The following is a 26,624-nucleotide window of genomic DNA, read 5'->3' on the forward strand; positions in this document are numbered from 1 at the left end:
TTAGGAGCAAAAAATGGCTAAAATTTCTTTGGATAAATCCAAGATTAAATTCCTTCTGCTAGAGGGTGTGCATCAAAATGCCATTGATGTATTACAGGCAGCAGGTTATACCAATATTGAAGTACATAAGAAAGCGTTAGACGGTCAAGAGTTAATTGAGGCGATTAAAGATGCTCATTTTATTGGTATTCGTTCTCGTACTTTTTTAACCGAAGAGGTGCTGGCTCAAGCTCCAAAATTAATTGCGATAGGCTGTTTCTGTATCGGCACTAACCAAGTCGATCTTCAAGCTGCAAAAAGACGAGGCATTCCGGTGTTCAATGCCCCGTTCTCAAATACCCGTTCGGTGGCAGAATTAGTGCTGGCGGAGATGATTTTATTAATGCGTCAAGTACCGACTGCCAATGCGGAAGTGCATCGTGGCATTTGGAATAAATCGGCAGCAGGTTCTAACGAAGTGCGTGGCAAAAAATTAGGGATTGTCGGCTATGGTCACATCGGCTCGCAATTAAGCGTACTGGCGGAAGCTATTGGTATGCAGGTTTATTTCTATGATGTAGAAAATAAGTTGCCATTAGGGAATGCTCAACAAGTACCAACGTTGGAGCACTTGCTTTCAACCTGCGATATGGTTTCGCTCCACGTGCCTGAAATGGATTCCACCAAAAATTTAATGAGTGCCGAGCGTATCGCACAGTTGAAAAAAGGCTCGGTGCTAATTAATGCCGCTCGTGGTACAGTGGTCGATTTAGACGCATTAGCCACCCGACTTGAAGACGGTTCATTGCGTGGAGCCGCAATTGATGTGTTCCCGGAAGAGCCGGCATCGATTAATGACCCGTTCGTATCGCCATTGTGTAAGTTTGATAATGTGATTTTAACACCACATATCGGCGGTTCAACCTCTGAAGCACAGGCGAATATCGGCACCGAAGTGGCAAATAAATTTGTTAAATATTCGGATAATGGCTCTACGGTGACTGCGGTCAATTTCCCTGAAGTGTCGCTACCAATTCACAACCAAACCAAACGTTTATTGCATATTCACGAAAACCGCCCGGGTATGTTAAATCAAATCAACCAAATTTTCGTGGAATCGAATGTGAATATTGCCGCTCAATATTTACAAACCGATGCAGCTATCGGCTATGTTGTAATTGATGTAGAGAGCGACAATGTTGATGAAGCATTACAACGTTTAAAAGCGATCGAAGGCACGATTCGAGCCCGAGTATTATATTAAAAGGCAAAGAGCCTGAATCACTTCAGGCTCTTTTGTGTTACAAGCGGTTATTTTTTCAGAAAACTTTACCGCTAAGATTAGAAACGATAAGTTGCATTCGCGGTGAAAGCGTTACCTTTTAATTTTGTGCCGCTACGTTTTAAATTATCGCGAGTGTATTCTGCACCTAATTCAACATCGCTTGAAACTGCATATTTTGCACCAGCACCGAAACCAAAGCCACGATAGGTTTCATTACCGATTTTGCTTGAGCTGGCATCTACTTTTACATAAGGTAATAAATCGGATCCAACACGATAACCTTGTTGATAAGCTATAGTATATTTATTTTTTTGTTTTACATCGCTAAATACTTTTGTACTACCTACTTTTGCTTTTCCTTGTACAACGCCTACAAAGTTATTGCCTTGCTCAATACCATAATCGACCACTAATGCCGGACCTGTGGAATCTTTGCCTTTTACTCCTTCAACTTTATATTTTGTTGTAGTCACATCTACACCGACGCCGATGCCAGTAAATGTATTTCCGACAGGAGCGGCTAATAGATGAGTAGAAAATAAACAAGTTAATGCGACAATAGTTAATTTTTTCATAAAATTACTCCTATCTTGATTAAGATTCGATGTTACCACAGAAACGGTAACCTTCACCGTGAATGGTGACAATAATTTCTGGGGTATTGGGGTGGTCTTCAAAATGTTTACGAATACGGCGAATAGTAACATCAACGGTTCTATCATGAGGTTTTAGTTCCCGCCCGGTCATTTTTTTCAATAAATCTTCACGTGTTTGAATTTTTCCAGGATGTTGGCAAAAATGTAATAAAGCCCTAAATTCACTACGTGGTAATTTATTTACCTCACCTTCTGGTGAGATTAAACTATGACTGTTAATGTCTAAGATCCAACCGTTAAAGCGATAGCTTTCAATTTCAGATTGCTCTTTTACAACGCCGTTTTCTTTATCTATCATGGTTCGTTGCAATAAATTTCTCGCTCGGATAGTCAATTCTCGAGGATTAAATGGTTTAGTGATATAGTCATCTGCACCTATTTCTAAACCGAGGATCTTATCAATTTCATTGTCGCGGCCGGTTAAAAACATTAATGGTAGCTTCATATTCTCTCGAATTTCTCGGGCGAGAATTAATCCATTTTTTCCCGGTAAGTTAATGTCCATTAGCACAAGATTGATTTCATTTGTACTCAGAACAGAGTGCATTTCCTCGCCGTTAGATGCTTGAAATACCTGATATCCTTCTCCTTCAAAAATGCTTTTCAGCATATTCCTTGTTACTAACTCATCCTCAACAATTAAGATTTGTGGGATCTTCATCTTTTAAACCTCTGATTTAATTTATAAATTCTGTTTAATAACGTTTATGTTACAAATTTCTCGCATTTTACTTATAAATTTATGAATGGGAAGGGTAAAATGACAATTTGTTTAATTCAATCAAATTTTTGGCTATTTCTCTCGATCATCAACACCTAAAATTAGATAATTTCCATTAATATCCGCTAGGCTACGAAAGCCGATATTATAAATAGCACATTCTCTGCTGGCATTTAGATTGCCATAATTAAAATTATCATGGTGGTGGCCATGGAAAATTTTGCTCGCCCCTAATTTTCTTGCTAGCTGGTTGATTACAGAGAAGCCTTGAGGGTGTGGCTTTGGTGCTTCGTGCGTAATTAAAATATCGGCTTTTTCATTTTCCAACGCCTCAAAATCAGAAGGGAAGATCGAAGAGCGGTGCCTTAATGGAATACCACCACGCCAAATTTTTTCCGGAGCAGAGTATTGGCAAAAATGGATGGGATCAAAAAACATTGGACGATTGGGCGGCATCCAAATATGACCTCGGAAGACCCCTCCAATACCTGCAATTTTTATTCCTTGAATGTCAACTACTTTACCGTGAATATTGCGCTCTTTCCAGCTACTATTCCAAATAGCATCAAAGGCAGCAACGGTTTTACTGTCATGGTTACCATGAATAAACCAAATATCACAATACTGCGAAAGCCGATCTAATTCATCAGGAGTAGTCAATTGAAGATCGCCTAGAATAACTAAAGCTACCTCCTCCGTCTGCTGTTGTAGAATCGGATAAAGATGCTCGTAGCTACCGTGTGGATCGCCTGCAAAAAGTATCATGTTATTTCCTGTGGCAGTTATTCAAATTCGTGAATATTATATTGCTTAAACTGTAATGGGATTGGTTCTTCATTTAAAATAGCTTCTACCACCTCTTTGGCTTGATTGTAGCGATCCAAATAACTTGGCGATTCAATTTCAATATAAGGAATATGGTGTTTTTCCAGTAGTTTTTTCAGTAAGTGTTGAAACTGTTGACGCTGTTTTTTCGATCCTAAACTGCGTAAACCATCGGCTACCCATTTTGTATTGTTAGAAAGTAAAATCGTCACATCAAAAGGATATTCGCGGATCATTGAATCCAGAAACGGGTGAGCCTTCCCTTCATACTGAATACAGAACGCTTGAGTTGTGATGTAATCGGTATCAATAATAGCCACTTTATGAGCATGTTTCATGGCATAATCAACGTAGCGTTGATGTCCAAGTACCATTTGCGGATAGTCGGAATATTGCATTGCTTGTTCATTGCCTCCAAGTTGCTCAAACACAAACTCGCGCCCATATTCCCAAGCAGAGGTAGTGTTAAATACATTCGCTAATTTGCTCACCAACACTGATTTACCACTGCTTTCACCACCTAAAATCGCAATAGTTTTAACAAAGAAAGGACGAACTTCTTTCGGAATAAAGCGCCAGTATTGAAAAGGATTATTACGAATTTGTGTTGCTGAAATATTAAAGGATTCACGAGTAGGATCGACAAGTTGAACTTCTAGATTCAAATATTTTTCATAAGGTTCTTTATCTTGAATTTCACTACTAAAAACAATAGTAGGATTAATGCTTTTTTCTTCAAATAGCGCTTTAACACGACCAGACCAATCTTCCCAGCCATTTGGATAGCTCGGAATACCGTCTTCAACTAAATGGTGAATAAAGATCTGTTTTTGTTGGTATTTAAAAATTTGCTGTACCCAGCGTAGCCGATCTTCATTTGTCGGCATTCGTTTCATTTTACTTTCCTGGAAAAGACGTAAATCCCGTTCAGAATCGGTACAAACAATAACATGTAAAACATCTACTTTACTAAATGCTTCATAGATCATATTAATATGACCTGTGTGAATAGGATAGAATTTGCCAAAAATAACCCCGGAACGCTGGTTGCTATCTTCTACGATATCTAAAACGGAATGCAAGGCTTTAAGCTTATTGGCGCTTGGATTTTTGATTTTTCCGCTTACTAACTGATTAAAATAAGCTCGGGTTACCCCAGCTTGTTCACAAATATCATTCACTTTGAGTTTAAGCTGTTTGCGCTTTTGTTGAAGATAAGCAAAATCTGTCATAATGATTCCCTCGATTTTTTGATGATTATCATATAGTAAAATGTAGCATTTGAATATATTTTTATTGTATAAATAGCAGTTTTATAGCATATCTTTGCTTTAATAATTAGCTACATGACCACTTTCAGCACTAAAAAAATATAACAGATTGAATTTTTTTCCTTTTTTGTAGATTTCTCGTTATAATCACAGCAATTTTCACTTATAAAATGGTTTATCTTTTATGCAACTTATTCGAGGTTTCCACAATTTAGACAAACACATCGCTTTAAATCAAGGCTGTGTTCTCTCTATCGGGAATTTCGATGGTGTGCATCTTGGGCATCAAAATATTTTGGCTCGTCTTTGTGATAGAGCTTTAGATTTAGGATTGCCCTCAGTTGTGATGTTATTTGAGCCACAACCTCGAGAGTTTTTTGCAAAAAAAAGTGGAAATTCAACCGCTTGTAACCCGCCCGCCCGCTTAATGCGCCTGCGAGATAAGCTAAAATATTTGGAAGAAGCCGGTGTGGATTTTGTGCTATGCGTGCGTTTTAGTGAAAAATTTGCTCAAATTTCGGCAGACGATTTCATCAGCGATTTGCTCGCTAAAAGACTGAAAGTACGCTATTTAAGTGTAGGCGATGATTTTCGCTTCGGGGCAAAACGGGCAGGTAATTTTGAAACTTTACGCAATGCTGGCTTAAAATATCGCTTTGCGGTGGAGGAAAGCCATACGCATAGTTTAAATGAAGCACGCATTAGCAGCTCGCTGGTACGAGAAGCCTTACAAAACAATGAGTTAGAGTTAGCTGAAAAATTACTTGGTAAGCCGTATTCAATTCTCGGTCGAGTTGCACACGGTAATAAACTCGGCAGAACCATTGGTTTTCCTACCGCAAATATTATGCTCAATCGTTTGGTTACGCCGATTCAAGGGGTATTTGCGGTAAAAGTGAAGACCAAACAGGGCAGTTTTAACGGAATCGCCAATGTCGGCAACCGCCCGACCATTAACGGTACTAAGCCATTATTAGAGGTGCATATTTTTGATTTCAACGCCTCTATTTATGGTGAGGCAATTGAGGTCGTCTTTTTAAAAAAATTACGCAATGAAATAAAATTCCCCGACTTTGAAACATTAAAAGCCCAGATTGAAAAAGATCGCTTACAAGCGGTGGAATTTTTTAAGGAATTTGTAAAATAAGAAGAGAATGAGAATGGAAATTTTCGTTAAGAAAATCAGCAAATTAACACTACTCAAAATTTATTTTATCGGGTTATTTATTCCCCTGTTTTTATTTGGATTAATTTGTGGCATTTTATCTTTTTTCGGATATACCACAGTGACGATAGATGGAAATATTGTAACTGGCTTCGAAGGACTATGTTACGGTATTTTATTAGGTGTAGGCGTTAGCCTAAACTTTACTTTATTGGTGTGGCTATTAAGTTTATTTGGCTTATGGATTTATTCGCTGATGTCTCCGCTTAAGATAAAACTTGTCGAATATAAAGAGTAGTAATAGGCAATAAATATGTCGTAGGGCGAATTGCTATTCCTCCCTACAATAATTTTGTAATATTAAAATATGTTGGAATAAAAAATGACAGTGGACTACAAAAACACCCTAAACTTGCCTGAAACAGGCTTTCCTATGCGTGGTGATCTCGCGAAACGTGAACCCGATATGTTAAAAAATTGGTATGACAAAAATTTATACCAAAAAATTCGTACTGCCTCGAAAGGCAAGAAAACCTTTATTTTGCATGATGGTCCTCCGTATGCTAACGGTAATATTCACTTAGGTCACGCAGTGAATAAAATTTTAAAAGATATGATTTTGAAATCGAAAACCGCATTAGGTTTCGATACCCCTTATGTGCCGGGCTGGGACTGTCACGGTTTGCCGATTGAGCTGAAAGTAGAAGGCATTGTTGGTAAACCAAATGAGAAAATTTCGGCTGCTGAGTTTCGCCAAGCGTGCCGTGACTATGCGAAAGAACAAGTAGAAGGTCAGAAAGCCGATTTTATCCGTATGGGTATTTTAGGTGATTGGGATAACCCATACCTAACAATGAATTTTAACACTGAGGCGAATATTATCCGCACGCTCGGCAAAGTGATTGCAAACGGTCATTTATACAAAGGTTCAAAACCGGTTCACTGGTGTTTGGATTGTGGCTCATCACTTGCAGAAGCTGAAGTAGAATATGAGGATAAAGTTTCTCCGTCTATTTATGTGCGTTTTAACGCCGTTGATGTGAATGCGGTAGAAGAAAAATTCAACGCACAGGGTAAAGGTAACGGGGCATTATCTGCGGTAATTTGGACAACCACACCTTGGACTATTCCGTCTAACCGTGCGATTGCAATTAACCCTGAATTAGACTATGCCTTAGTCCAATTAGGTGATGAGCGTGTGTTACTAGCGGTCGATTTAGTCGAAGATGTTGCAAAAGCAGCAGGCGTTGAATCTGCTGAGATTTTAGCAACCACCAAAGGCGAGAACTTAGAATTATTACGCTTTAACCACCCATTCTATGATTACAGCGTGCCATTTATTTTTGGCGACCACGTTACCACTGACGGTGGTACAGGTTTAGTGCATACTGCACCGGATCACGGTGCGGACGACTTCGTGGTCGCTCGCAAATATAACATTGAAATGGCAGGGTTAATTTCTAATGACGGTAAATTCAAAGCAGACACCCCGTTCTTTGCCGGCTTAGGTGTGTTTGAATCCAACGACAAAGTAGTCGAAAAATTACAAGAAGTGGGAGCATTATTAAAATTATCCCGCATCAAGCATAGTTATCCGCACTGTTGGAGACACAAAACCCCGATTATCTTCCGTGCTACCCCACAATGGTTTATCGGAATGGAAACCCAAGGCTTACGCCAGCAAGCACTAGGAGAAATCAAATCGGTGCGTTGGATCCCAAGCTGGGGTGAAGCTCGTATTGATACGATGGTGGCAAATCGCCCAGACTGGTGTATTTCACGCCAACGTACTTGGGGCGTGCCAATGGCGATGTTTGTGCATAATGAAACCGAAGAATTACACCCTCGCACTTTAGAATTAATTGAAGAAGTAGCGAAACGTGTAGAAGAAAAAGGCATTCAAGCGTGGTGGGATTTAGATCCTGCAGAATTGCTCGGTGAAGAAGCCAAAGATTACCGCAAAGTGCCGGATACCTTAGATGTATGGTTTGATTCAGGATCAACCTATGCCTCTGTTGTAGAACAACGCCCTGAATTTAACGGCAATTCAGCGGATATGTATTTAGAAGGCTCAGACCAACATCGTGGTTGGTTTATGTCATCTTTAATGCTTTCCACTGCTACTAACGGCAAAGCACCATACAAACAAGTGCTAACTCACGGTTTTACCGTAGATGAGAAAGGCAGAAAAATGTCCAAATCGCTTGGCAACGTAATTGTGCCAAGCGAAGTGTGGAACAAAAACGGTGCGGATATTTTACGCTTATGGGTTGCTTCCACCGATTACACCGGTGAAATTACCGTTTCGCATAATATTTTAAATAGTGCCGGGGAATCATACCGCCGTATCCGTAACACTGCCCGTTTCTTATTGGCGAACTTGAACGGTTTCGATCCAAAACGTGATTTAGTTCAACCACAAGAGATGATCGCCTTAGACCGCTGGGCGGTGGCTTGTGCGTTAGAGGCTCAAAACGACATCAAAGAAGCCTATGATAACTACCAATTCCACACGGTGGTACAACGTTTAATGCGTTTCTGTTCGATTGAAATGGGGTCTTTCTACTTAGATATTATCAAAGACCGCCAATACACCACCAAAGCCGACAGCCTTGCCCGCCGTAGCTGCCAAACAGCATTATGGCATATTGCAGAGGCGTTAGTACGTTGGATTGCACCGATTTTATCTTTCACAGCGGATGAAATTTGGGGCTACCTACCGCAGGTGGAAGGCAGAAGTGAATTTGTCTTTACCGAAGAATTCTACACCGGATTATTCGGCTTAACCGAGCAAGACAAATTAGATGATGCCTACTGGCAACAAATCTTAAAAGTGCGTGCGGAAGTCAACCGTGTGCTGGAACAAGCCCGTAAAGACAAAGTAATTGGTGCTGGCTTAGAAGCAAAAGTAACAGTATTCGCCAATGATGAAATTCGCCCGTTATTAGAACAACTTGGCAATGAATTACGCTTTGTGCTGATTACCTCACAAGCGATTGTCAAACCACTGGCGGAAGCTGATATTGCAGAGGGCGAATTAGCCGGACTCGCGGTGAAAGTAGAAAATGCAGATGGCGAGAAATGCCCTCGTTGCTGGCATTATGCTACCGATATCGGCACCCACGCAGGCCACGAAGAAGTTTGCGGACGTTGTGTGGAAAACGTAGCGGGCGAAGGCGAAAAACGCTTATTTGCTTAAAATGTAATTCAATTCATCTTTCTAAGGCAGAGGAAACTCTGCCTTAGCTTTTCCAGCGATAGATAGACACTCAACCTAAAATTTGCAAAAATTTTCGGAAAAATAACCGCTTGTATTGATGTAAATGATGAAAATAATCGCTTTTCTTTTTATTTTTCTCTCCGTTTTTTCTCACACTGCTTTGGCTAATTCTATGGCTGAGCAATGTGCAGTGTTAAAATCCACCTCGTTGGAAAAAACCGCTATTTATAAAGCCGAATGGGTGGAAAAATCTGCTGAATTGCCAGCTTACTGCTTAGTACAAGGTGAAATTGAAAAACGGGTGGGGGTAGATAATGTCCCTTATGGTATTCAATTTGAGCTACGTTTGCCCGAACAATGGAATGAAAAATTTTTATTTCAGGGAGCGGGCGGTGTAGGTGGGGTGATTTTCCCTGCTATCGGTAAGCTCTATCCACACGGAGCGAGTGGTGCAAATGGCTTAAACAGAGGCTATGCAGTAGTGAGTAACGACAGTGGTCACGCCACTCGAGATTTAGTGTTTACCGCAGATCCCGAAGCTCGCTCAAATTATGCCTATGCCTCTATCGGCAAAGTGACCACGGTTGCCAAGCAGTTGATTGCCGAATTTTACCGAAAACCGAGCAAGCACAATTACATTATGGGCTGCTCGAATGGTGGTCGTGAGGCGATGATGGCGGCAATGCGTTATCCACAGGAATTTGACGGTGTGATTGCAGGCAGCCCCGGCTTTCGGGTTTCCCGTTCAGTCTTGGCGGAAGTATGGGATAATCGAGCTTTGTTGGCAGTTGCTCCGAAGAATGGTGAAGGCGACAAAATTTTATCCCAAGCCCTCACTCAACAAGATTTAGATGTGATTGCCAATGGCGTATTAACACGTTGCGATAAGTTAGACGGCTTAGCAGATGGTTTAATTAATGCGTGGGAACAGTGTGATTTCCAGCCGGAAATGGTGGCAAAGCAACTGGGGCAGAAAAAAGTCGCTTTAATCAAAACGATTTTCGAGGGGGCGAAAAACAGTCGAGGCGAGCTGATTTATAGCCCTTGGGCGTATGATTCCGGCATTAACGCTAAAGGCTGGCGGGATTGGAAATTAGGTGATAGCCAAACTGCTCAGCCCAACAGCATTAGCTTTAAAATGGGATTGAAAAGTTTGACCCATTACTATTTAGCCCCCAGAGTGCCGAGCCGTGATCCACTCAGTGTAGATTTGGAGCTAGCCAGCGAACAAGTGAAAGCGGTAGGGAGCATTCACGATGCAGATCAAGTTGATTTATCCGCTTTTAAGCAGAACGGTGGCAAAATGCTGATTTATCAAGGCGTTTCAGACCCGATTTTTTCGGCAGTTGATCTCAAAAATTGGTATCAAAGCCTACAACAAGCGGTCGAAAATCCGCAACATTTTGCAAAATTGTTTTTCGTGCCGGCAATGAACCACTGTGGGCGAGGGGCTACAGTGAATGATTTTGATATGCTCACTGCCCTTGAAAATTGGGTTGAGAAAGGACTGGAGCCGGAAAGTATTGCCGCCAAAGCCGGTGAGCTTTACCCTAATAAAGCCAAGCAGATCCCGCTTTGTGCTTATCCGAAAGTCGCAATTTATCAAACCGGCGAAGATCCTAATCGTTTGACCAGCTATCAATGCCGTTAAGCTAAAATCGCTTTATTGGCGATTTCAGTGTAAAATAGCGGGCAACGATTGAAAATTTTGGAATCAATGATGTTAATTTTGAACAAACAACGTAAAGCTGAATACCTATTGAAAAACCTGCCATACTTACCACAATCGGCAGAGCAGGTTCAGTTTCTCGCCTCGAGCAAAGCGTTTAAACAACAAATTTTACAGCTGATTCAAACGGCAAAAAAGCGTATTTATATAACCGCTCTTTACTTTGAAAAAGATGAAGCCGGGCAGGAAGTATTAGCTGCTTTACATCAAGCGAAGCGAAATAATCCTGAACTGGAAATTAACATTTTGGTTGATTGGCACCGAGCCCAACGTGGGCGTATTGGTGAGGCAGAGAATTTATCTAACGCCGACTGGTATGCAAGAGTTAAACACGAACAAGGTTTACCGGCAGGGCAAGAGATTGCCTTTTACGGTGTGCCGATTAACGGACGAGAAGTGTTTGGTGTGTTGCATTTGAAAGGCTTCGTATTTGACGATACGATTCTGTATAGCGGAGCAAGCATTAATAATGTGTATTTGCATCAATTTGAACGCTACCGTTATGACCGTTACCACGTCATTGAAAATAAAGCTCTTGCCGATAGCTGGGTGGCATTTATTCAACAGCATATTTTAACCAATGAAGCGGTAAAACGTTTAGATACGGAAAATCGCCCGAAAACGGCTGAAATTCGTGCGCAAATTAAGCATTTCCGCAAACAATTAAGTCGGGAAGCGTATTTATTTAACGGTGTTGCTGAAAATGGTCGCTTAGCGGTTTCTCCTTTAGTAGGCTTAGGGCGACGTAAGAATCAGTTAAATAAAGTGATTGAAGCGTTGTTTTATCAAACTGAGCAGAAATTAACGATTTGCACTCCGTATTTTAATTTTCCGCATTCTCTGAGAACCCGTATTGAATGGCTATTGGCAAACGGCAAATCGGTTGAAATTATTGTGGGGGATAAAACCGCTAACGATTTCTACACCAAGCCGGACGAAAAATTCACGATGGCATCGGCTCTGCCTTATTTGTATGAAAAGAACTTACGAGCCTTTGCAAAACGGTTGGACGGCTATGTGCAAAATAAACAGTTAACCATTCGCTTATGGAAAGATGGCGAAAATAGCTACCACTTAAAAGGGGTTTGGGTGGATAACCGCTATATTTTGCTGACCGGCAATAACCTTAACCCAAGAGCGTGGCGGTTAGATGCCGAAAATGCAATTTTAATTTCCGATCCTCAACATCAATTAAGTGAAAAAGCAGAAACGGAGTTAAACCAAATTTGCCAACATACGCAGATTTTAACTCACTACAGTGATTTGGAAGTTTTAACCGATTACCCTGAAAATGTGCGTAAATTGCTGAAAAAATTCGGCAGGGTTAAGTTGGATAAAATTGTGAAGATGTTGCTTTAGTTAAGTATTTATATGGGCGAGCTGATGGGTTCGCCCAATTATTAAGGATAAAATATGAGCGAACAAATTTATGGCATTCACGCAGTGAAAGCCTTTTTGGATAATGCACCTGAGCGTTTAATTGAAGTGCTGGTGCTAAAAGGGCGTGAAGATAAACGCTTAATGCCACTATTAAATGAATTACAACGTTTAGGGGTGGCAATTCAACAAGTGAACCGCCAAACCTTAGATAACAAATCGCAAGGTGAAGTGCATCAAGGGATTATTGCCAGAGTCGTGCCACAAAAAGAGCTGAATGAACACGATTTAGAGGCGATCTTAAGCCAAAAGAAAAATCCACTCTTGTTGATTTTAGATGGCGTGACCGACCCTCACAACCTAGGGGCTTGTTTGCGTACCGCTGATGCGGCAGGGGTTGATGCGGTTATTGTGCCGAAAGATAAATCTGCTCAGCTTACACCAACCGCTCGCAAAGTCGCCTGTGGGGCAGCGGAAGTGATGCCACTGATTCGAGTCACCAATTTGGCTCGCACAATGCGAGATTTACAAGAACGGCATAATGTTTGGATTGTCGGCACGGCAGGGGAATCAGAATCCGGCATTTATGAGGCAAAATTAACCGGCTCGATTGCGTTAGTGATGGGGGCAGAGGGTGACGGAATGCGCCGCCTTACCCGTGAGCATTGCGACCAGCTTATCAGCATTCCAATGGCAGGCTCGGTCTCTTCCTTGAATGTTTCGGTTGCAACTGGGGTTTGTTTGTTTGAAATTGTGCGGCAGAAACTGGCTCTATAATAAAGAATAAGTAAGGAAAAATGCGAAGAACTAATGTAACAAAATAGTGTCTTCGCATTTTTGTTTGTAGAGATGCAAAAAATCTCAGAAATTGAACCGCTTGTTACCCTACATACTCTTCCAAATTAATCACCTTATCGCACGATTTTTCAATTAGATAAGGATCGTGGCTGACCAAAATCAGGCTGCAATTTCTCGCTCGGCATTGGTTGATCAGCAATTCAATCGTTTCTTGCTGTGTGATTGGATCAAGTCGAGAAGTTACTTCATCGGCAAAGAGTAGCACAGGATCGAGCAATAAGGCTCGCAAAATTGCTACTCGTTGTAGCTCGCCGCCGGAGACATTTTCCGCATTGCGTTGCAAAATTTCCAGGTTGAGCGAAAGTTGTTGCAGTAAACTTGGAATCGGCAGTCGATCTAATCGGTGCTTGTTAATCACATCATCAAGCAGGGTTTTTAGGCTGACATTCGGAGCAAAGGCTTCCGGTGGATCTTGGTAAAGCTTCAGCACTTGGTGTTTTTTATGGCTGTGGCTGTGCCACACAACCTCGCCCGATTTCGGCTTAAGCAAGCCACAAAGTACATCGGCAAGCGAGCTTTTGCCAATCCCACTATGCCCGACAATCCCAAGCACTTCGCCTTTGTGTAAATCAAAGGAAAGGTTGCTGAACAACGTTTTTTTGCCACGGGCAATACTCAAATTTTTGATCGACACAAGCGGTTGTTTTTGGCTTAAATTTTGCAAATCTTGCAAGGGTTGCCAATGTTTTGGATCAGCCGCAATTAAGGCTTTGGTATAAGCGTGTTGTGGATTGCTTAATAGTGCTTCCGCCTCGCCTTGTTCCAACAATTCGCCTTTTTTCATTACCAAAATGTAGCCACCAAGCTGCTCGGCAACTTCAATATCGTGGGTAATGGTGAGCAAGCCGCCCCCGTTTTGGTAGGCGGATTTTAACAGCTCAATCACTTTGCCTTTACTGGTTGGGTCAAGCCCTTTGGTTGGCTCATCGGCAAGTAAAATTTTTCCACCCGCCGCCGTTGCAATCGCAAAAGAGGCACGTTGAGCCATTCCACCGGAAAGCTGGTGTGGGTAGTTTTCAACCGATTCGCCCAACCCAAGTTTGGCTAAATAGGCTTGGCTTTCCGTTTTGGCTTGAGGTGACGGTTTGCCTGCCACATAGTGAAAACTTTCCCACAACTGCTTGCCGATTGCCATAATCGGATTAAGCGAGCGGCGAGGCTCTTGTGGCAGCATTACCAAGGTTTTACCCCACAATTTTTCAATTTCAGTTTGTTGATTAAAATCGATTTTGCAAGTTTCCACAAAAAATTGACCGCTTGCAGTTAAGCCTTCAGGTAAAGCTCCCATAATGGCTTGAATTAACAGGCTTTTGCCTGAGCCGGTTTCGCCTAAAATTGTGATGTTTTTGCCTTGTTGCAATGAAAGTGAAATAGGCTGAACCAGTATTGTACCATCTTGAGTTTGGACGCTGACATTTTGAATTTCCAGTAACATTATTTCACTCTCCCTGATAATAATTGTAGGCTGAGTACCATTAAGAAAACGGCAACCACCGGTTGTAAAAAGATAATCGGGGCTTGGTAATAGTAAGGGAATAATTCAGTCATCATTAAGCCAAGCTCTGCTGTAGGCGGACGAAGCCCTACGCTGACAAAGCCAAGTGTAGCGAGAGCTAAAATCGCATTGCCGAGTGAGAATGCCGATAAAGTGGCAATCATCGGTAATAAGCGGGGCAATAAGTGGCGTTTGAAGCTATAAAGCCAGCCCATTCCCATTAGGCGTGAAGCTTGAATTTCCGAGCTATTTACCATTGTTGAGCTGATAGAGCGGATCACACGGAAAAATTCCACCCACATTACCAATGAAATTCCTAAATAGAGCGTCCAAAATGAGCCGGGAGAAAGGGCGGCAAAGAGCAATACTAAAAGTAAGCCGGGGAGTGCCATCACTAGATCACAAATAAAGCTGAAAATGCGGTCAATCCAGCCGCCGAAAAAGCCCGCAATAATGCCGGTAATTAAGCCGGCAATTAAGGCACAAATCACGCTAAATAGCGATAAACCAAAGGAAAGGCGAATGGCGGAGGCAAGGCGGGCAAGCATATCCCGCCCGAGATGATCGGTGCCGAACCAAGCGATTTCATTTGGATTGGAAAGGATATTGGTTAAATCTTGAAAGCCAATATCCATTGGGTAAAAATAAGGCTGTAAAAAGGCAAATCCCAACATTACGAGGAGAATTGTGCCGCCTAAATATTGTGAAATTGAAATTTTCATCTTGATGTCCTATCGCTTAATTCGTGGGTCAATCCAAGCACTTAATAGATCGGCAATGGTGTTTAATACAACAAACAATCCGCCCATCACGAGCGTTGTACCTTGAATCATTGGCACATCACGGGCAATAATGGCGTGAACCAATGCGTGCCCGCTGCCCGGCCAAGCGAATAGGCTTTCAACCACCACAACCCCTTCAATTAAATAAACTAATTGCACGGCGTGGTAGGCAATGACCGGCACGGCAATATTCGGCAATCCGTGACGCAAAAAGGTATGCCAACGGCTTAAGCCTTTTAATTGTGAAAATTGGTAAAATTCTGAGCCTTTTACCTGAACCATTGCAGAACGGGTGACTCGTACCGAAACCGCACTCAAGCCAATCGCAAGCGTTAAGGCAGGCAAGATAAAATGTTGCCAACTGCCGTAACCGCCGGCAGGTAGCCATTTTAGTTGAGCGGAAAACAGCGTAATCAAGCCAATCGCAATAATAAATGCCGGCACGGAACGAAACAGGGTACTAAACACCAGTGTCAAGCGGTCAAAAAAGCCGTTTGGTTTACGAGCAGCTAACAAACCAAGCGGAGGGCCGATCAAAATTGCTAAAATAAGGGCGACAATCGCAAGACTTAAGGTATGCCCGAATTGGTGCTGAATTTCAGCCCAGACGGAATCGCCTGTTACCAATGATTTGCCTAAATTAAATTGAGCCAAGTCACTTAGCCAGCTGAAGTAGTTTTGCCACCAAGGTTGATCTAATGCAAGCTCGGCACGCACTGCTTCAGCAGCGGCACTATCTGCTTGGTCATAACCATAACGGCTGGCTGCAATACGATACGCCATATCACCCGAAAGTTGGCGGGTGAGGATAAATGTGAGTGTGCCAACCGACCAAATCACCAGCAGGATTTGGATAAGACGGCGGAAGAGAATTTTGTGCATTGTGTTATTTCATTTATTAAAAGATGATTTTATGCGATCTGCTCCCCCTCTTTAGCAAAGAGGGGAAGGGGAGATTTGGCAGAAGAAATAAGCGGAGAAAATAGGTGGAAAATGAGAAACAACGATAATTCTGTCACTATTTATTCACCTAAGATCGCAAATTACTACTGAAAAATCTTACCCTCCCTTTTCTAAAGCGAGGAGTATTTTGAATTAAACTACTTACTCAATAACTCCAAAAAGAAGCGTCTTTCAAATGGATCTAGCGTCACATTTTTCACTTCTTTATGTGCCACCACATTTTGTTGGTAGTAAACCACCGGAATGATTGGCAACTCATCGTAAATAATTTTGCTGACCGTTTGCTTTAATGCTTTCGCTTTTTGTGGGTCACGTTCGGTTTCGAGTGATTTGACGGCATTATCCACCTCAGCATTTTGCCAATTCATTACCCCCCAATCACTGCCACCGTTGGCGAAGTCGGAGGCAATTACGCCATACGGATCTAAGGTTTTACCATAATTTAAGGCATAAAGAGCCATTTCTAAGCTGCCATCTTGATGCCCCGCCGGAATTTCGCTGAAATTACCCACCGAAACATTCACTTCCACGCCAATTTGTTTCCATTGAGCTTGTAAGATAGTGGCGATCACCGGCAATTCAGGACGATCTGAGAAGGTTCGCATCGTAAAGCTAAACGGTTTGCCATCTTTGGTTAAGCGACCTTGTTCATCAAAGGTATAGCCGGAAGCGGTCAGATTTTGTTTAATTTTTGCAATATCGATCGCTTGTTCTACGGTATCAACACGCCAGTCGGCAAAGGCTTTCGGTAAAATTTGATCGGCAGCTCCGTTCTCAATTTTTAAAACCTGCTCAGCAATCGCCTTGCGATTAATCGCTTGCGATAAGGCTTGGCGAATCGCTAAGTCGTTAAAAAACGGCTTTGCCACGTCCATTTTTAATTGAATAGTACGGGCAATCGATCCGCTGGTTAATTGCAGGTTAGGATCGGCTTTCAGTCTTGCCACGCTGGCGGTATCTAAATTAAATACCAGTGATGACGGCTCGCTTTGTGCCATTAACATACGGGTTTCACTGCGGCTGCTGGCTAAATAATTGGCTTGCTGAACTTGCGGTTTTTTGCCCCAATAGCCCTCAAACTGTGCAGCTTCCAATTTCTGCGGAGCTTCAATTTTTGTGGGTTTAAACGCACCTGTACCGATGATTTGGGTCACTTCGCCTTTTTCATTATAGCTTTCCGGAGCCAAAATTAAGGCGGTGTAGTGGGTTAAAAAGGAAGGAAACGGCACGAAAGCTTTAGTTAGCTCAATTTCTACTTTGTTATCTACCGCTCGAATTTCCTTGATAAAGGCTTTTGCTAACACACCCGGTTTGCTTTTTGCGATATTCAAACTATTTACCACCGCTTGTGCAGTAAGTGGTTGATTGTTATGGAATTTCACCCCATCACGCAAGGTAAAACGCCAGATTGTTCCCTCTTCGTTACTGCTCCAGTCAGTGGCTAATGCCGGAATTAAATTCCCGTTAAGATCGGCTTCGACCAAGGTTTCCGCTAAGTTCATACGCTGGAAAATCACGCCTGATTGGTTCGGGTCAAGGCTATTGATTTCCCACGGAGCAACCACGGTTGCAAGCGGTAATATTTCCGCATTTTTTTGCGATTGAGTATTCTCTACTTGCGGTTTTTCTTCGGTTGCTTGAGTGCTGTTTTTATCATCGCAAGCAGAAACACAGAACGCTGCGACAGTTAATGGAATCAACCATTTTTTCATTTTATTTTCTCCATAAAAAAATCAGGGCTATGAATATTGGCGAACTTTAGCATATTTCCATAAAAAAAGTAGAGTTTTTTAGTGAAGTATTTTTAAATGGTGGTTTAATCGGCAAATAGTGAGATAAATTACATTCGTTACAGATTGTTTTTGGGTTGTTTTCTCTATGGGTAAGGCGTAAACTGTAAACAGTTTTACTTAAATTATTATTATCAATGAGGTCTTCTATGAAAAAAATTATCACATTGTGTATTTGTATCGCTGGTTTAGCTGGCTGTGCTTCTGAAAATTCTCGTGTTATTGCTCCTACTGAGACAAATGCAGCTCAGACTGCATCTTCTTATCAAGGCATTAAATCACCGATATCTGTAGGTAAATTTGATAATACATCAAGTTTCCAAAATGGAATTTTCTCTGATGGGGAAGATCAACTAGCAAGCCAATCGAAAACAATTTTAGTCTCTCATTTGCAACAAACGGGGCGTTTTTCAGTATTAGATCGTACTAATATGAGTGAGATCGCTGCTGAGGCAAAAATTAAAGGTAAAAAACAGAATTTAAAAGGAGCTACTTATGTGATTACCGGTAATGTAACAGAATTCGGACGTAAAACTGTCGGTGATCATCAATTATTCGGTATTTTAGGAAGAGGGAAAGAGCAAGTCGCTTATGCGAAAGTGATGCTAAATGTAGTTAATGTAAGTACTTCAGAAGTTGTTTTTTCTGCTCAAGGTGCTGGAGAATACAATTTATCTAATAGAGAAGTATTAGGATTTGGCGGTACTGCAGGCTATGACTCAACATTAAATGGCAAAGTGTTAGATTTAGCTATTCGTGAAGCAGTTAATAATTTAGTTAATGGAATTGAGTCAGGTCGCTGGGCACCTTCAAAATAGAGAGGTTCTATGAAAATCATTAAATTAATTGGTATCGCTACAGGCGTTCTATTACTTGCAGCCTGTGCAGGTCAACAAAAGAATACGGATTTATACCATTGGGGCAATTATTCTGATGTGGTATATAGCCACTATAATGAACCGGGTGATTTTGCTAAACAGGAGCAATCTTTAAATCAAATTATTTCACAAGCAAAAGAGCTAAATAAGCCAGTGGCTCCAGGAGTATACGGGCATTTAGGTTTGGCCTTATTAAAGCAAGGTAAATCTGGCGAGGCAAAAGCTGCATTTCAGCAGGAGCAATCGCTTTATCCTGAAAGTACTCAATTTATCCAATTTTTACAGCGTAAAAAATAAGGGAAAGAATGATGAAAAAATTATTAGTTGCTCTAACCGGTATGATTTTACTTGCTGGTTGTGCGGGCAAAAAAGTACCAGAGTATGATTATACAGCGTTGAAAGAGAGTAAACCTAAATCTATTTTAGTGGTTATGCCTGTGAATAATTCTGTTGATGCAAAAGCAGATACTAGTGTGCTTGCTCGAGCTTCTTATCAATTAGCAGAAAAAGGGTATTATGTTTATCCAGTTGCTTTAGTTGATGAAACTTTTAAACAGAATGGTTTAATAGATGGTGCGGCTATTCGTAGTGCAAGTACTAAAAAGATTCACGATATTTTTGGAGCCGATAGTATCCTTTATTTGAATGTGAATGAATATGGCACAAGCTATCAGGTCTTCGATAGTGTCACGAAAGTTTCTCTTGAAGGAAAATTAGTCGATTTGAAAACAGGGAAAACCTTATGGGAAGGAACCGGGTCACATAGCAAAGGTTCAACTAACAGTAATGATGGTGCTTTAGTTGCTTTAGTTAAAGCAGTTGTAAACCAAGTGATTGATACTTCGAAAGATAAAGGTTATGAAGTGTCTGCATTCGCAATGAGTAACTTAGTCCATTTAGGTAAAAATGGTGGGTTATTGGTTGGTCCACGTCATCCAAGTTATAATCTAAGTGATAAGAAGTAAGATAAATTTTATACTTCTTATTTGAAAAGATAATGGTCAATTTTCTGCAAAATTTTACAGAAAATTGACCGCTTGTGCTTTATTTGTAGGGGCGAAAGATTTCTCGCCCCTATTGGTTTTAGTGCTCTCTGGTTTTAAAGAACTGTACGTCAGGATAACGCTCTTGAGCGAGGTTTAAGTTCACCATTGTCGGGGCGATGTAGGTGAGATTATCGCCGCCATCTAGGGCAAGGTTTGCCTCGTTTTTGCGTTTGAACTCTTCAAATTTTTTGGCGTCTTTGCATTCGACCCAACGGGCTGTGGCAACGTTTACGGTTTCGTAAATTGCCTCTACACCGTATTCGGTTTTCAGCCGTGAAACCACCACGTCAAACTGTAATACCCCAACTGCACCTACGATTAAATCGTTATTGATTAACGGGCGGAACACTTGCACTGCCCCTTCTTCGGAAAGCTGTACCAAGCCTTTGAGTAGCTGTTTCTGTTTGAGCGGATCACGCAGGCGGATTCGGCGGAACAGCTCAGGGGCGAAGTTCGGAATACCGGTAAATTTGAAATTTTCGCCTTGGGTGAAAGTGTCGCCAATTTGGATCGTGCCGTGATTGTGCAAGCCGATAATATCGCCGGCGTAGGCTTCTTCGGCGTGTGAACGATCGCCCGCCATAAAGGTTAATGCATCAGAAATCACTACATCTTTGCCGATCCGGACGTGTTTAAGCTTCATTCCTTTCTCATATTTACCTGAAACGACACGCATAAAGGCAACCCGATCGCGGTGTTTCGGATCCATGTTTGCTTGAATTTTAAACACGAAACCGCTGAATTTTTCCTCGCTTGGTGAAACTTCACGTTCGTCCGATTGGCGGGCTTGTGGTGCCGGTGCCCATTCGGTTAAACCGTCAAGGAAGTGATTAACCCCGAAGTTACCCAATGCAGTACCAAAGAAAACCGGTGTCAGCTCGCCTTTGATAAATTCGGCGTGATCGAACTCGTGTGAAGCACCTTGCACTAATTCCAATTCATCACGCAACTGCTGGGCTAAATCATCGCCAACCGCTTGATCCAGCTCCGGATTATTTAAGCCTTTAACCACTCGTACTTCTTGAATGGTATGCCCCTGCCCGGTTTGGTATAAGTAGGTTTCGTCCTTGTAGAGATGATATACCCCTTTAAATAATTTTCCGCAACCAATCGGCCAAGTGATAGGCGCACATTTGATTTTCAGCACGCTTTCCACTTCATCTAACAGCTCCATCGGGTCACGAATATCACGGTCTAGCTTGTTCATAAAGGTTAGGATTGGCGTATCACGCAAGCGGGTCACTTCCATTAATTTAATGGTGCGTTCCTCAACCCCTTTTGCCGAGTCGATAACCATTAAGCAGCTATCTACCGCAGTCAAAGTACGATAAGTATCTTCCGAGAAGTCTTCGTGCCCCGGTGTATCGAGTAAGTTTACCAAGCAATCATTGTACGGGAACTGCATCACGGAGGTGGTAATCGAAATTCCACGTTGTTTTTCCATCTCCATCCAGTCGGATTTAGCGTGTTGTGCCGAACCTTTGCCTTTTACCGAGCCGGCAGTTTGGATTGCATTTCCGTAGAGCAATACTTTTTCGGTAATGGTGGTTTTACCCGCATCGGGGTGGGAAATAATCGCAAAGGTGCGACGTTTATTGACTTCTTGTGGGTATGACATTTTTCTCAACCAATTAAAATAAAAAGGGCGGAAAGTCCGCCAAAAAATTAAGTGTTATTTTCGCTGATTTGAGGCGAGAGGGCAAGCGGTTAAATTTGGCGGAAATTTTGCAAAATCGGCTAGATTTGCAAAAATTTTGTAAAAATCGACCGCTTGCTTTGGCACAATCTTGGAAACAGGGTAGAATAACCAACTTTGACTTTATTATCGATGAATCTATTATGATGAAAAAATTTATTCCTGTTATGATTGCGGCTCTGGTGTTAAGCGCCTGTTCCTCCCAGCCGGCAAAAAGGAAAAGCACACCACGGATTAAAGCAACTGCTGCTTATATTCCAACCGAAAATTCCGCTTATGTGGTGTTTGACTTAAACCAAAAGAAATTTTTGGAAGGTAAGAATTTCAATTTAGTTCGCCCAATTGCTTCAGTCACAAAATTAATGACGGCAGTCGTTTTCTTAGAAGAAAACCGCTACGGGGCGAGTTGCCAAACCCAAATTTTGCCGTCAGATGCTGATTTCTTAAAAGGCACGACTAGCCCATTGCCGAAAAATCTTAACATTGCCTGTAGTGAATTGTTAAAAGCGATGTTAGTACGTTCCGATAACTATGCTGCACACGCTCTGGCACACGCAACGCATTTAAACAAAGCCCAGTTTTTGGCTCGAATGAATAGCAAAGCCCGTGAAATCGGTATGACTCAAACCTACTTTGGCGATAGTTCAGGCTTATCTTCAGACAATGTTTCAACCGTAGTGGATTTGGCTAAACTGGCAGGTTATGCGGCAAGCAAGCCGGAAATTCAACAATTATCTAATTCCCCAATGGTGAGCGTGTATGCCGGTGGTCAATATTTTTCGATGAAGAACACCAACAAAATGGTGAGAGAGCAGAGTTATCCTGCAATGGTGAGCAAAACCGGCTACACTCGTGAGGCAGGTTATAATTTAGCCTTTATTACCCAACAAAACTGCAACGGAAAACGCATAGGGGTGGTGAGCTTAAATAACAGCAGTTCGGCAGACCGTGTTGATTTTACCGAGACGATGTTGGCGAAATATCAGTGTAAAGCCAATCCGTTTAGATATGATGGCTAGTGGCGATTAACCTTGAGAAGATCAAGGTTTTTCTCTAAAATATTGCGATTTATTCAACATTGATTATTTAACATTGATAGGCATCTTGTGTCAGAAATTAAATTAATTGTCGGGCTTGCAAACCCCGGAGCGAAATATGAAGAAACCCGCCATAATGCCGGCGAGTGGCTGGTGAATGAACTAGCCAGAATCTATAACGTCAGTCTAAAAGAAGAACCGAAATATTTTGGCAAAGTAGCAAAAATTAATACAGTTCAAGGCGAAGTCCGTTTATTAGTGCCGACCACTTTTATGAACTTAAGTGGTAAAGCGGTGGGGGCGTTAGCCAATTTTTATCGAATTAAACCGGAAGAAATTTTAGTCGCTCACGATGAATTGGATTTACCACCCGGTTCGGTAAAATTGAAAAAAGGCGGCGGACACGGTGGGCATAACGGTTTGAAAGATATTATTGCCGCCCTTGGCAATAATAAAGAGTTTTACCGTGTTAGAATCGGCATCGGACACCCGGGGCATAAAGATATGGTAGCAGGCTATGTGTTAGGTAAGCCTGCTCCGCAAGAAAAAGAGCTAATCAATGCAACCGTTGATGAAGCCGCACGTTGCGTAGAAGTTTTATTTAAAGACGGAATGGTTAAGGCAACTAACCGTTTAAATAGTTTTAAAGCAAATTAAAACTCTCTCCCCTTGTGGGAGAGAGACCGAAAAATACTTCGTCCAGAAGTATTTTTCAGAGATAGGGAAGCGGTCATATTTGAGGAAATTATTGCAATTTCGCCCTCTCCCTCATTTTCGCTTCTGAACGAAGCTCAAATTTGTCCCTCTCCCACAAGGGGAGAGGGGATATTCTAAGGAACAAAAAATGGGATTTAAATGTGGTATTGTGGGTTTACCGAATGTCGGTAAATCGACTCTTTTCAATGCATTAACTAAAGCAGGTATTGAGGCGGCAAACTATCCGTTCTGTACGATTGAACCAAACACCGGTGTGGTGCCAATGCCCGACCCTCGCTTAGATGCGTTGGCGGAAATTGTGGAACCTGAGCGTGTGCTTCCAACGACAATGGAATTTGTGGATATTGCCGGCTTAGTGGCAGGTGCGAGCAAAGGTGAGGGGTTGGGTAATAAATTCTTAGCCAATATTCGTGAAACTGATGCGATTGGTCACGTTGTACGTTGTTTTGAAAATGATGACATTGTTCACGTTGCAGGGAAAATTGACCCAGCCGATGATATTGAAATCATCAATACCGAATTGGCTCTTGCCGATTTAGACAGTTGCGAACGTGCTATTCAGCGTTTACAAAAACGTGCTAAAGGTGGCGATAAAGACGCAAAATTTGAATTATCGATTATGGAAAAAATCCTACCTGTGCTTGAAAATGCCGGTATGATTCGTTCGGTAGATTTAGATAAGGATGAACTGCACGCTATTAAGGGCTACAACTTCTTAACTTTAAAACCGACAATGTATATTGCCAACGTGAACGAAGACGGTTTTGAAAATAACCCTTATCTTGACCGTGTGCGTGAAATTGCCGAAAAAGAAGGGGCGGTGGTTGTACCGGTGTGTGCAGCGATTGAATCGGAAATTGCCGAGCTTGATGACGAAGAAAAAGTGGAATTTCTACAAGATTTAGGCATTGAAGAGCCGGGCTTAAACCGTGTTATTCGTGCAGGCTACCGTTTACTTAACTTACAAACCTACTTTACCGCAGGGGTAAAAGAAGTGCGTGCGTGGACGGTTTCGGTAGGTGCAACCGCTCCAAAAGCAGCAGCCGTGATTCACACTGACTTTGAGAAAGGCTTTATTCGTGCGGAAGTAATTGCTTACCAAGACTTCATCGACAATAAAGGTGAAGCCGGTGCAAAAGAAGCGGGTAAATGGCGTTTGGAAGGTAAAGATTATATTGTTCAAGACGGCGATGTAATGCACTTCCGTTTCAATGTTTAATTTGCAAATTTTTGCCTAAAAAAGACCGCTTGTTGATCTGATCTGCAAGCGGTCTTTTTTGTTAATTAATTGCATATTGCTCGATTCGGTAAGAATGTCTTAAATAGGGCTAACTATTAAGTATTAAATGAAAATAAATATGGCTCTTTTTTAACCATACAATCATTAAAAATGCGAGTTAGATCACAAAATTGTAACAACCTAGTTACATTAGTTTTTTTTAAGAGTACAATTCGCACCTATCCGACCAGTTAGGTCATTTTATAATCATATAAAGAGGTGCAGTATGGCTCTATTCCTGAGCGTATTTCCAATTGTTTTGCTCATTTATTTAATGGTAAAACGTAACGCGTTACCGTCTTATGTGGCTTTACCACTTACGGCGCTATTAATTTTTGTGCTTCAGCTTACCTATTTTGGTAATGATACCACGTTAATCTTTGCCAATATTATTGCCGGTTTAGGTGATGTATTAACCCCAATTACCGTTATTTTCGGGGCGATTTTATTTAACCGTTTCTCTGAAGTTTCAGGTGCAACCAACACTATGCGTAAATGGTTAGGGACAATTAACCCGAATCCGGTGGCACAGTTGATGATTATCGGTTGGGCATTTGCATTTATGATTGAGGGCGCATCAGGTTTCGGTACGCCGGCGGCAATTGCAGCTCCAATTCTGGTTGGTTTAGGCTTTAAACCGTTACAAGTGGCAATGTTAGCCTTAGTAATGAACTCTGTGCCGGTGTCATTTGGTGCGGTTGGCACACCAACTTGGTTTGGTATGGGACCATTATTAAAAGATGGTTTACTAACTGATGCACAAGTGCTTGAAATTGGTTCGATTACTGCACTGATCCACTCTATTGCTGCGTTTATTATTCCGGTTATGGCATTGCGTTTAATTGTGAGCTGGAAAGAAATTCGTCAAAATATTGTGTTTATTTATATCAGCATTTTTGCCTGTGTCATTCCTTACTTCATTATTGCTCAATTTAACTACGAATTCCCATCATTAGTTGCCGGGGCGATTGGTTTATTGGTGTCAGTCTGGGTAGCAAATATGGGTATTGGTTTAGCGAAAAGCGAGAACCACCTTGACGGCGATAAAGCGACCTTTGGTGAAGTGGCAAAAGCATTATTACCAACAGGGTTACTGATCTTCATTTTGGTAATCACCCGTATTCAGCAACTTCCATTAAAAGCAATGCTAAATGATGCAACAGCTTGGATTGTCAGTTCGCTTGGTTTCGCTAACTTTGAAATTAGCCAAGGCTTAATTTTGGCACTGAAAAATATTTTAGGTACGAATGTAGCAACTAGCTATAAATTACTGTATGTTCCTGCGTTGATTCCATTTGTTGTGACCGTATTAATTTGCTTACCGATTTTCTCGGTATCAGGTAAAAATACTCAAGAGATTTTTGGCACTTCATTTAAACAAGTGAAAAAACCATTCTTAGCACTTTTAGGTGCGATTATTATGGTAAAATTGATGTTAATTGGTGGATCGGAGTCAATGGTGCAAACTATCGGTAGAAGTTTTGCTGAATTTACCGGTCAATCTTGGACATTATTTGCATCATTCTTAGGGGCAATCGGTGCGTTCTTCTCCGGCTCAAATACGGTATCTAACTTAACCTTCGGTACGGTACAATATGCAACTGCACAACAAGTTGGTTTATCTGTTACCTTAATTCTTGCCTTACAATCTGTTGGTGGTGCAATGGGGAATATGGTGTGTATTAACAACATCGTGGCTGTGTGTTCTGTTACCGGCATTGAGAAACAAGAAGGCAATATTATTAAGAAAACAGCCGTGCCAATGTTCGTGTATGGCGTGATTGCTGCGATTTCGGCATTGTTTATAGTACCTATGTTCTATAACCTATAATGAGTTAATAATCAGCCTACTTGA

Annotated in this window: 23 protein-coding genes; 14 read left to right on the forward strand and 9 right to left on the reverse strand. The window is 41.6% G+C overall.

Translation table 11 applies throughout. From position 1 onward, the window contains the following. The first annotated feature begins 13 nt into the window (after positions 1–13). The gene (gene serA, locus ACJ7Z2_RS04370) at positions 14–1,243 is read left to right on the forward strand and encodes a phosphoglycerate dehydrogenase (protein ID WP_409500906.1); all 1,230 of its coding nucleotides are present in this window, start codon (positions 14–16) and stop codon (positions 1,241–1,243) included. A 77-nt stretch (positions 1,244–1,320) separates the two neighbouring features. Here the strand turns inward: serA and ACJ7Z2_RS04375 are convergent, their stop codons facing one another. The 4 genes from ACJ7Z2_RS04375 to nadR all read right to left on the reverse strand — a co-directional run bounded on the left by ACJ7Z2_RS04375 (position 1,321) and on the right by nadR (position 4,698). Continuing rightward, the gene (locus ACJ7Z2_RS04375) at positions 1,321–1,878 is read right to left on the reverse strand and encodes a porin family protein (protein WP_015484438.1); all 558 of its coding nucleotides are present in this window, start codon (positions 1,876–1,878) and stop codon (positions 1,321–1,323) included. Then, entirely contained in the window at positions 1,859–2,581 is a 723-nt protein-coding gene (gene arcA / locus ACJ7Z2_RS04380; RefSeq protein WP_126301678.1) for a two-component system response regulator ArcA, read from the reverse strand. Before arcA ends, ACJ7Z2_RS04375 begins: the two co-directional genes overlap by 20 nt. 132 nt (positions 2,582–2,713) lie before the next feature. Beyond that, complete coding sequence (locus ACJ7Z2_RS04385) at positions 2,714–3,406, reverse strand: metallophosphoesterase (protein WP_126301679.1); 693 nt, start codon at positions 3,404–3,406, stop codon at positions 2,714–2,716. A gap of 17 nt (positions 3,407–3,423) precedes the next feature. Beyond that, positions 3,424–4,698, reverse strand: a complete 1,275-nt coding sequence (gene nadR / locus ACJ7Z2_RS04390) for a multifunctional transcriptional regulator/nicotinamide-nucleotide adenylyltransferase/ribosylnicotinamide kinase NadR (protein WP_154703856.1) — start codon at positions 4,696–4,698, stop codon at positions 3,424–3,426. A 223-nt stretch (positions 4,699–4,921) separates the two neighbouring features. Between nadR and ribF the strand changes: the two genes are divergently transcribed. From ribF to rlmB, 6 genes are all read left to right on the forward strand, one after another. Next, positions 4,922–5,884, forward strand: a complete 963-nt coding sequence (ribF, locus tag ACJ7Z2_RS04395; protein WP_409500907.1) for a bifunctional riboflavin kinase/FAD synthetase — start codon at positions 4,922–4,924, stop codon at positions 5,882–5,884. Between the two features lie 13 nt (positions 5,885–5,897). Further along, the gene (locus ACJ7Z2_RS04400) at positions 5,898–6,200 is read left to right on the forward strand and encodes a hypothetical protein (RefSeq protein ID WP_126301682.1); all 303 of its coding nucleotides are present in this window, start codon (positions 5,898–5,900) and stop codon (positions 6,198–6,200) included. 84 nt (positions 6,201–6,284) lie between these two features. Continuing rightward, the gene (gene ileS / locus ACJ7Z2_RS04405) at positions 6,285–9,101 is read left to right on the forward strand and encodes an isoleucine--tRNA ligase (protein WP_409500908.1); all 2,817 of its coding nucleotides are present in this window, start codon (positions 6,285–6,287) and stop codon (positions 9,099–9,101) included. A gap of 193 nt (positions 9,102–9,294) precedes the next feature. Further along, a complete protein-coding gene (locus ACJ7Z2_RS04410) occupies positions 9,295–10,773 on the forward strand; it encodes a tannase/feruloyl esterase family alpha/beta hydrolase (RefSeq protein ID WP_409500909.1) in 1,479 nt (492 codons plus the stop codon). 69 nt (positions 10,774–10,842) lie between these two features. Continuing rightward, complete coding sequence (gene pssA / locus ACJ7Z2_RS04415; protein WP_409501105.1) at positions 10,843–12,210, forward strand: CDP-diacylglycerol--serine O-phosphatidyltransferase; 1,368 nt, start codon at positions 10,843–10,845, stop codon at positions 12,208–12,210. Positions 12,211–12,264: 54 nt separating this feature from the next. Continuing rightward, positions 12,265–13,005, forward strand: a complete 741-nt coding sequence (gene rlmB, locus ACJ7Z2_RS04420; protein WP_409500910.1) for a 23S rRNA (guanosine(2251)-2'-O)-methyltransferase RlmB — start codon at positions 12,265–12,267, stop codon at positions 13,003–13,005. Between the two features lie 103 nt (positions 13,006–13,108). On the opposite strand, the gene ACJ7Z2_RS04425 is transcribed toward rlmB, so the two are convergent. From ACJ7Z2_RS04425 to ACJ7Z2_RS04440, 4 genes are all read right to left on the reverse strand, one after another. Then, positions 13,109–14,524, reverse strand: a complete 1,416-nt coding sequence (locus ACJ7Z2_RS04425; protein WP_409501106.1) for an ABC transporter ATP-binding protein — start codon at positions 14,522–14,524, stop codon at positions 13,109–13,111. Continuing rightward, on the reverse strand, positions 14,521–15,303 hold the full coding sequence (locus tag ACJ7Z2_RS04430) for an ABC transporter permease (RefSeq protein ID WP_409500911.1): 783 nt from the start codon (positions 15,301–15,303) through the stop codon (positions 14,521–14,523). Before ACJ7Z2_RS04430 ends, ACJ7Z2_RS04425 begins: the two co-directional genes overlap by 4 nt. Positions 15,304–15,312: 9 nt before the next feature. After that, positions 15,313–16,245, reverse strand: coding sequence for an ABC transporter permease (locus tag ACJ7Z2_RS04435; protein ID WP_409500912.1), 933 nt, complete (start codon positions 16,243–16,245; stop codon positions 15,313–15,315). Positions 16,246–16,463: 218 nt separating this feature from the next. Further along, positions 16,464–18,038, reverse strand: a complete 1,575-nt coding sequence (locus tag ACJ7Z2_RS04440) for an ABC transporter substrate-binding protein (protein WP_409500913.1) — start codon at positions 18,036–18,038, stop codon at positions 16,464–16,466. A gap of 227 nt (positions 18,039–18,265) precedes the next feature. Between ACJ7Z2_RS04440 and ACJ7Z2_RS04445 the strand changes: the two genes are divergently transcribed. Genes ACJ7Z2_RS04445 through ACJ7Z2_RS04455 form a run of 3 tightly spaced genes read left to right on the forward strand, consistent with a single transcriptional unit; the run spans position 18,266 to position 19,959 of the window. Beyond that, on the forward strand, positions 18,266–18,934 hold the full coding sequence (locus ACJ7Z2_RS04445; protein WP_409500914.1) for a CsgG/HfaB family protein: 669 nt from the start codon (positions 18,266–18,268) through the stop codon (positions 18,932–18,934). 9 nt (positions 18,935–18,943) lie between these two features. Further along, positions 18,944–19,291, forward strand: a complete 348-nt coding sequence (locus ACJ7Z2_RS04450) for a DUF4810 domain-containing protein (RefSeq protein ID WP_126301692.1) — start codon at positions 18,944–18,946, stop codon at positions 19,289–19,291. An 11-nt stretch (positions 19,292–19,302) separates the two neighbouring features. Further along, positions 19,303–19,959 (forward strand): DUF799 domain-containing protein, encoded by a 657-nt coding sequence (locus ACJ7Z2_RS04455; RefSeq protein ID WP_154704753.1) that lies wholly within the window; start codon positions 19,303–19,305, stop codon positions 19,957–19,959. Between the two features lie 118 nt (positions 19,960–20,077). On the opposite strand, the gene prfC is transcribed toward ACJ7Z2_RS04455, so the two are convergent. Next, a complete protein-coding gene (gene prfC / locus ACJ7Z2_RS04460; protein WP_409500915.1) occupies positions 20,078–21,658 on the reverse strand; it encodes a peptide chain release factor 3 in 1,581 nt (526 codons plus the stop codon). Positions 21,659–21,879: 221 nt separating this feature from the next. On the opposite strand from prfC, the gene ACJ7Z2_RS04465 reads away from it, so the two are divergent. The 4 genes from ACJ7Z2_RS04465 (at position 21,880) to ACJ7Z2_RS04480 (ending at position 26,600) form a co-directional block, all read left to right on the forward strand. After that, a complete protein-coding gene (locus ACJ7Z2_RS04465; protein ID WP_126302715.1) occupies positions 21,880–22,755 on the forward strand; it encodes a D-alanyl-D-alanine carboxypeptidase family protein in 876 nt (291 codons plus the stop codon). 87 nt (positions 22,756–22,842) lie between these two features. Beyond that, positions 22,843–23,430 (forward strand): aminoacyl-tRNA hydrolase, encoded by a 588-nt coding sequence (gene pth, locus ACJ7Z2_RS04470; protein ID WP_409500916.1) that lies wholly within the window; start codon positions 22,843–22,845, stop codon positions 23,428–23,430. 187 nt (positions 23,431–23,617) lie between these two features. Then, a complete protein-coding gene (gene ychF / locus ACJ7Z2_RS04475; protein ID WP_409500917.1) occupies positions 23,618–24,709 on the forward strand; it encodes a redox-regulated ATPase YchF in 1,092 nt (363 codons plus the stop codon). A gap of 286 nt (positions 24,710–24,995) precedes the next feature. Then, the gene (locus ACJ7Z2_RS04480) at positions 24,996–26,600 is read left to right on the forward strand and encodes an L-lactate permease (RefSeq protein ID WP_409500918.1); all 1,605 of its coding nucleotides are present in this window, start codon (positions 24,996–24,998) and stop codon (positions 26,598–26,600) included. Positions 26,601–26,624 lie beyond the last annotated feature (24 nt).

Origin of the sequence: Mannheimia glucosida (assembly GCF_046267875.1) — a bacterium.
Taxonomy (GTDB): Bacteria; Pseudomonadota; Gammaproteobacteria; order Enterobacterales; family Pasteurellaceae; genus Mannheimia; species Mannheimia glucosida.

What these genes read in the sequence shown, in the direction of transcription:
- serA (WP_409500906.1), top strand. Translation starts at nt 14, where the DNA reads ATGGCTAAAATTTCTTTGGATAAATCCAAGATTAAATTCCTTCTGCTA.
- arcA (WP_126301678.1), bottom strand. Translation starts at nt 2,581, where the DNA reads ATGAAGATCCCACAAATCTTAATTGTTGAGGATGAGTTAGTAACAAGG.
- ACJ7Z2_RS04385 (WP_126301679.1), bottom strand. Translation starts at nt 3,406, where the DNA reads ATGATACTTTTTGCAGGCGATCCACACGGTAGCTACGAGCATCTTTAT.
- nadR (WP_154703856.1), bottom strand. Translation starts at nt 4,698, where the DNA reads ATGACAGATTTTGCTTATCTTCAACAAAAGCGCAAACAGCTTAAACTC.
- ribF (WP_409500907.1), top strand. Translation starts at nt 4,922, where the DNA reads ATGCAACTTATTCGAGGTTTCCACAATTTAGACAAACACATCGCTTTA.
- ACJ7Z2_RS04400 (WP_126301682.1), top strand. Translation starts at nt 5,898, where the DNA reads ATGGAAATTTTCGTTAAGAAAATCAGCAAATTAACACTACTCAAAATT.
- ileS (WP_409500908.1), top strand. Translation starts at nt 6,285, where the DNA reads ATGACAGTGGACTACAAAAACACCCTAAACTTGCCTGAAACAGGCTTT.
- ACJ7Z2_RS04410 (WP_409500909.1), top strand. Translation starts at nt 9,295, where the DNA reads ATGGCTGAGCAATGTGCAGTGTTAAAATCCACCTCGTTGGAAAAAACC.
- pssA (WP_409501105.1), top strand. Translation starts at nt 10,843, where the DNA reads ATGTTAATTTTGAACAAACAACGTAAAGCTGAATACCTATTGAAAAAC.
- rlmB (WP_409500910.1), top strand. Translation starts at nt 12,265, where the DNA reads ATGAGCGAACAAATTTATGGCATTCACGCAGTGAAAGCCTTTTTGGAT.
- ACJ7Z2_RS04430 (WP_409500911.1), bottom strand. Translation starts at nt 15,303, where the DNA reads ATGAAAATTTCAATTTCACAATATTTAGGCGGCACAATTCTCCTCGTA.
- ACJ7Z2_RS04435 (WP_409500912.1), bottom strand. Translation starts at nt 16,245, where the DNA reads ATGCACAAAATTCTCTTCCGCCGTCTTATCCAAATCCTGCTGGTGATT.
- ACJ7Z2_RS04440 (WP_409500913.1), bottom strand. Translation starts at nt 18,038, where the DNA reads ATGAAAAAATGGTTGATTCCATTAACTGTCGCAGCGTTCTGTGTTTCT.
- ACJ7Z2_RS04445 (WP_409500914.1), top strand. Translation starts at nt 18,266, where the DNA reads ATGAAAAAAATTATCACATTGTGTATTTGTATCGCTGGTTTAGCTGGC.
- ACJ7Z2_RS04450 (WP_126301692.1), top strand. Translation starts at nt 18,944, where the DNA reads ATGAAAATCATTAAATTAATTGGTATCGCTACAGGCGTTCTATTACTT.
- ACJ7Z2_RS04455 (WP_154704753.1), top strand. Translation starts at nt 19,303, where the DNA reads ATGAAAAAATTATTAGTTGCTCTAACCGGTATGATTTTACTTGCTGGT.
- prfC (WP_409500915.1), bottom strand. Translation starts at nt 21,658, where the DNA reads ATGTCATACCCACAAGAAGTCAATAAACGTCGCACCTTTGCGATTATT.
- ACJ7Z2_RS04465 (WP_126302715.1), top strand. Translation starts at nt 21,880, where the DNA reads ATGATGAAAAAATTTATTCCTGTTATGATTGCGGCTCTGGTGTTAAGC.
- ychF (WP_409500917.1), top strand. Translation starts at nt 23,618, where the DNA reads ATGGGATTTAAATGTGGTATTGTGGGTTTACCGAATGTCGGTAAATCG.
- ACJ7Z2_RS04480 (WP_409500918.1), top strand. Translation starts at nt 24,996, where the DNA reads ATGGCTCTATTCCTGAGCGTATTTCCAATTGTTTTGCTCATTTATTTA.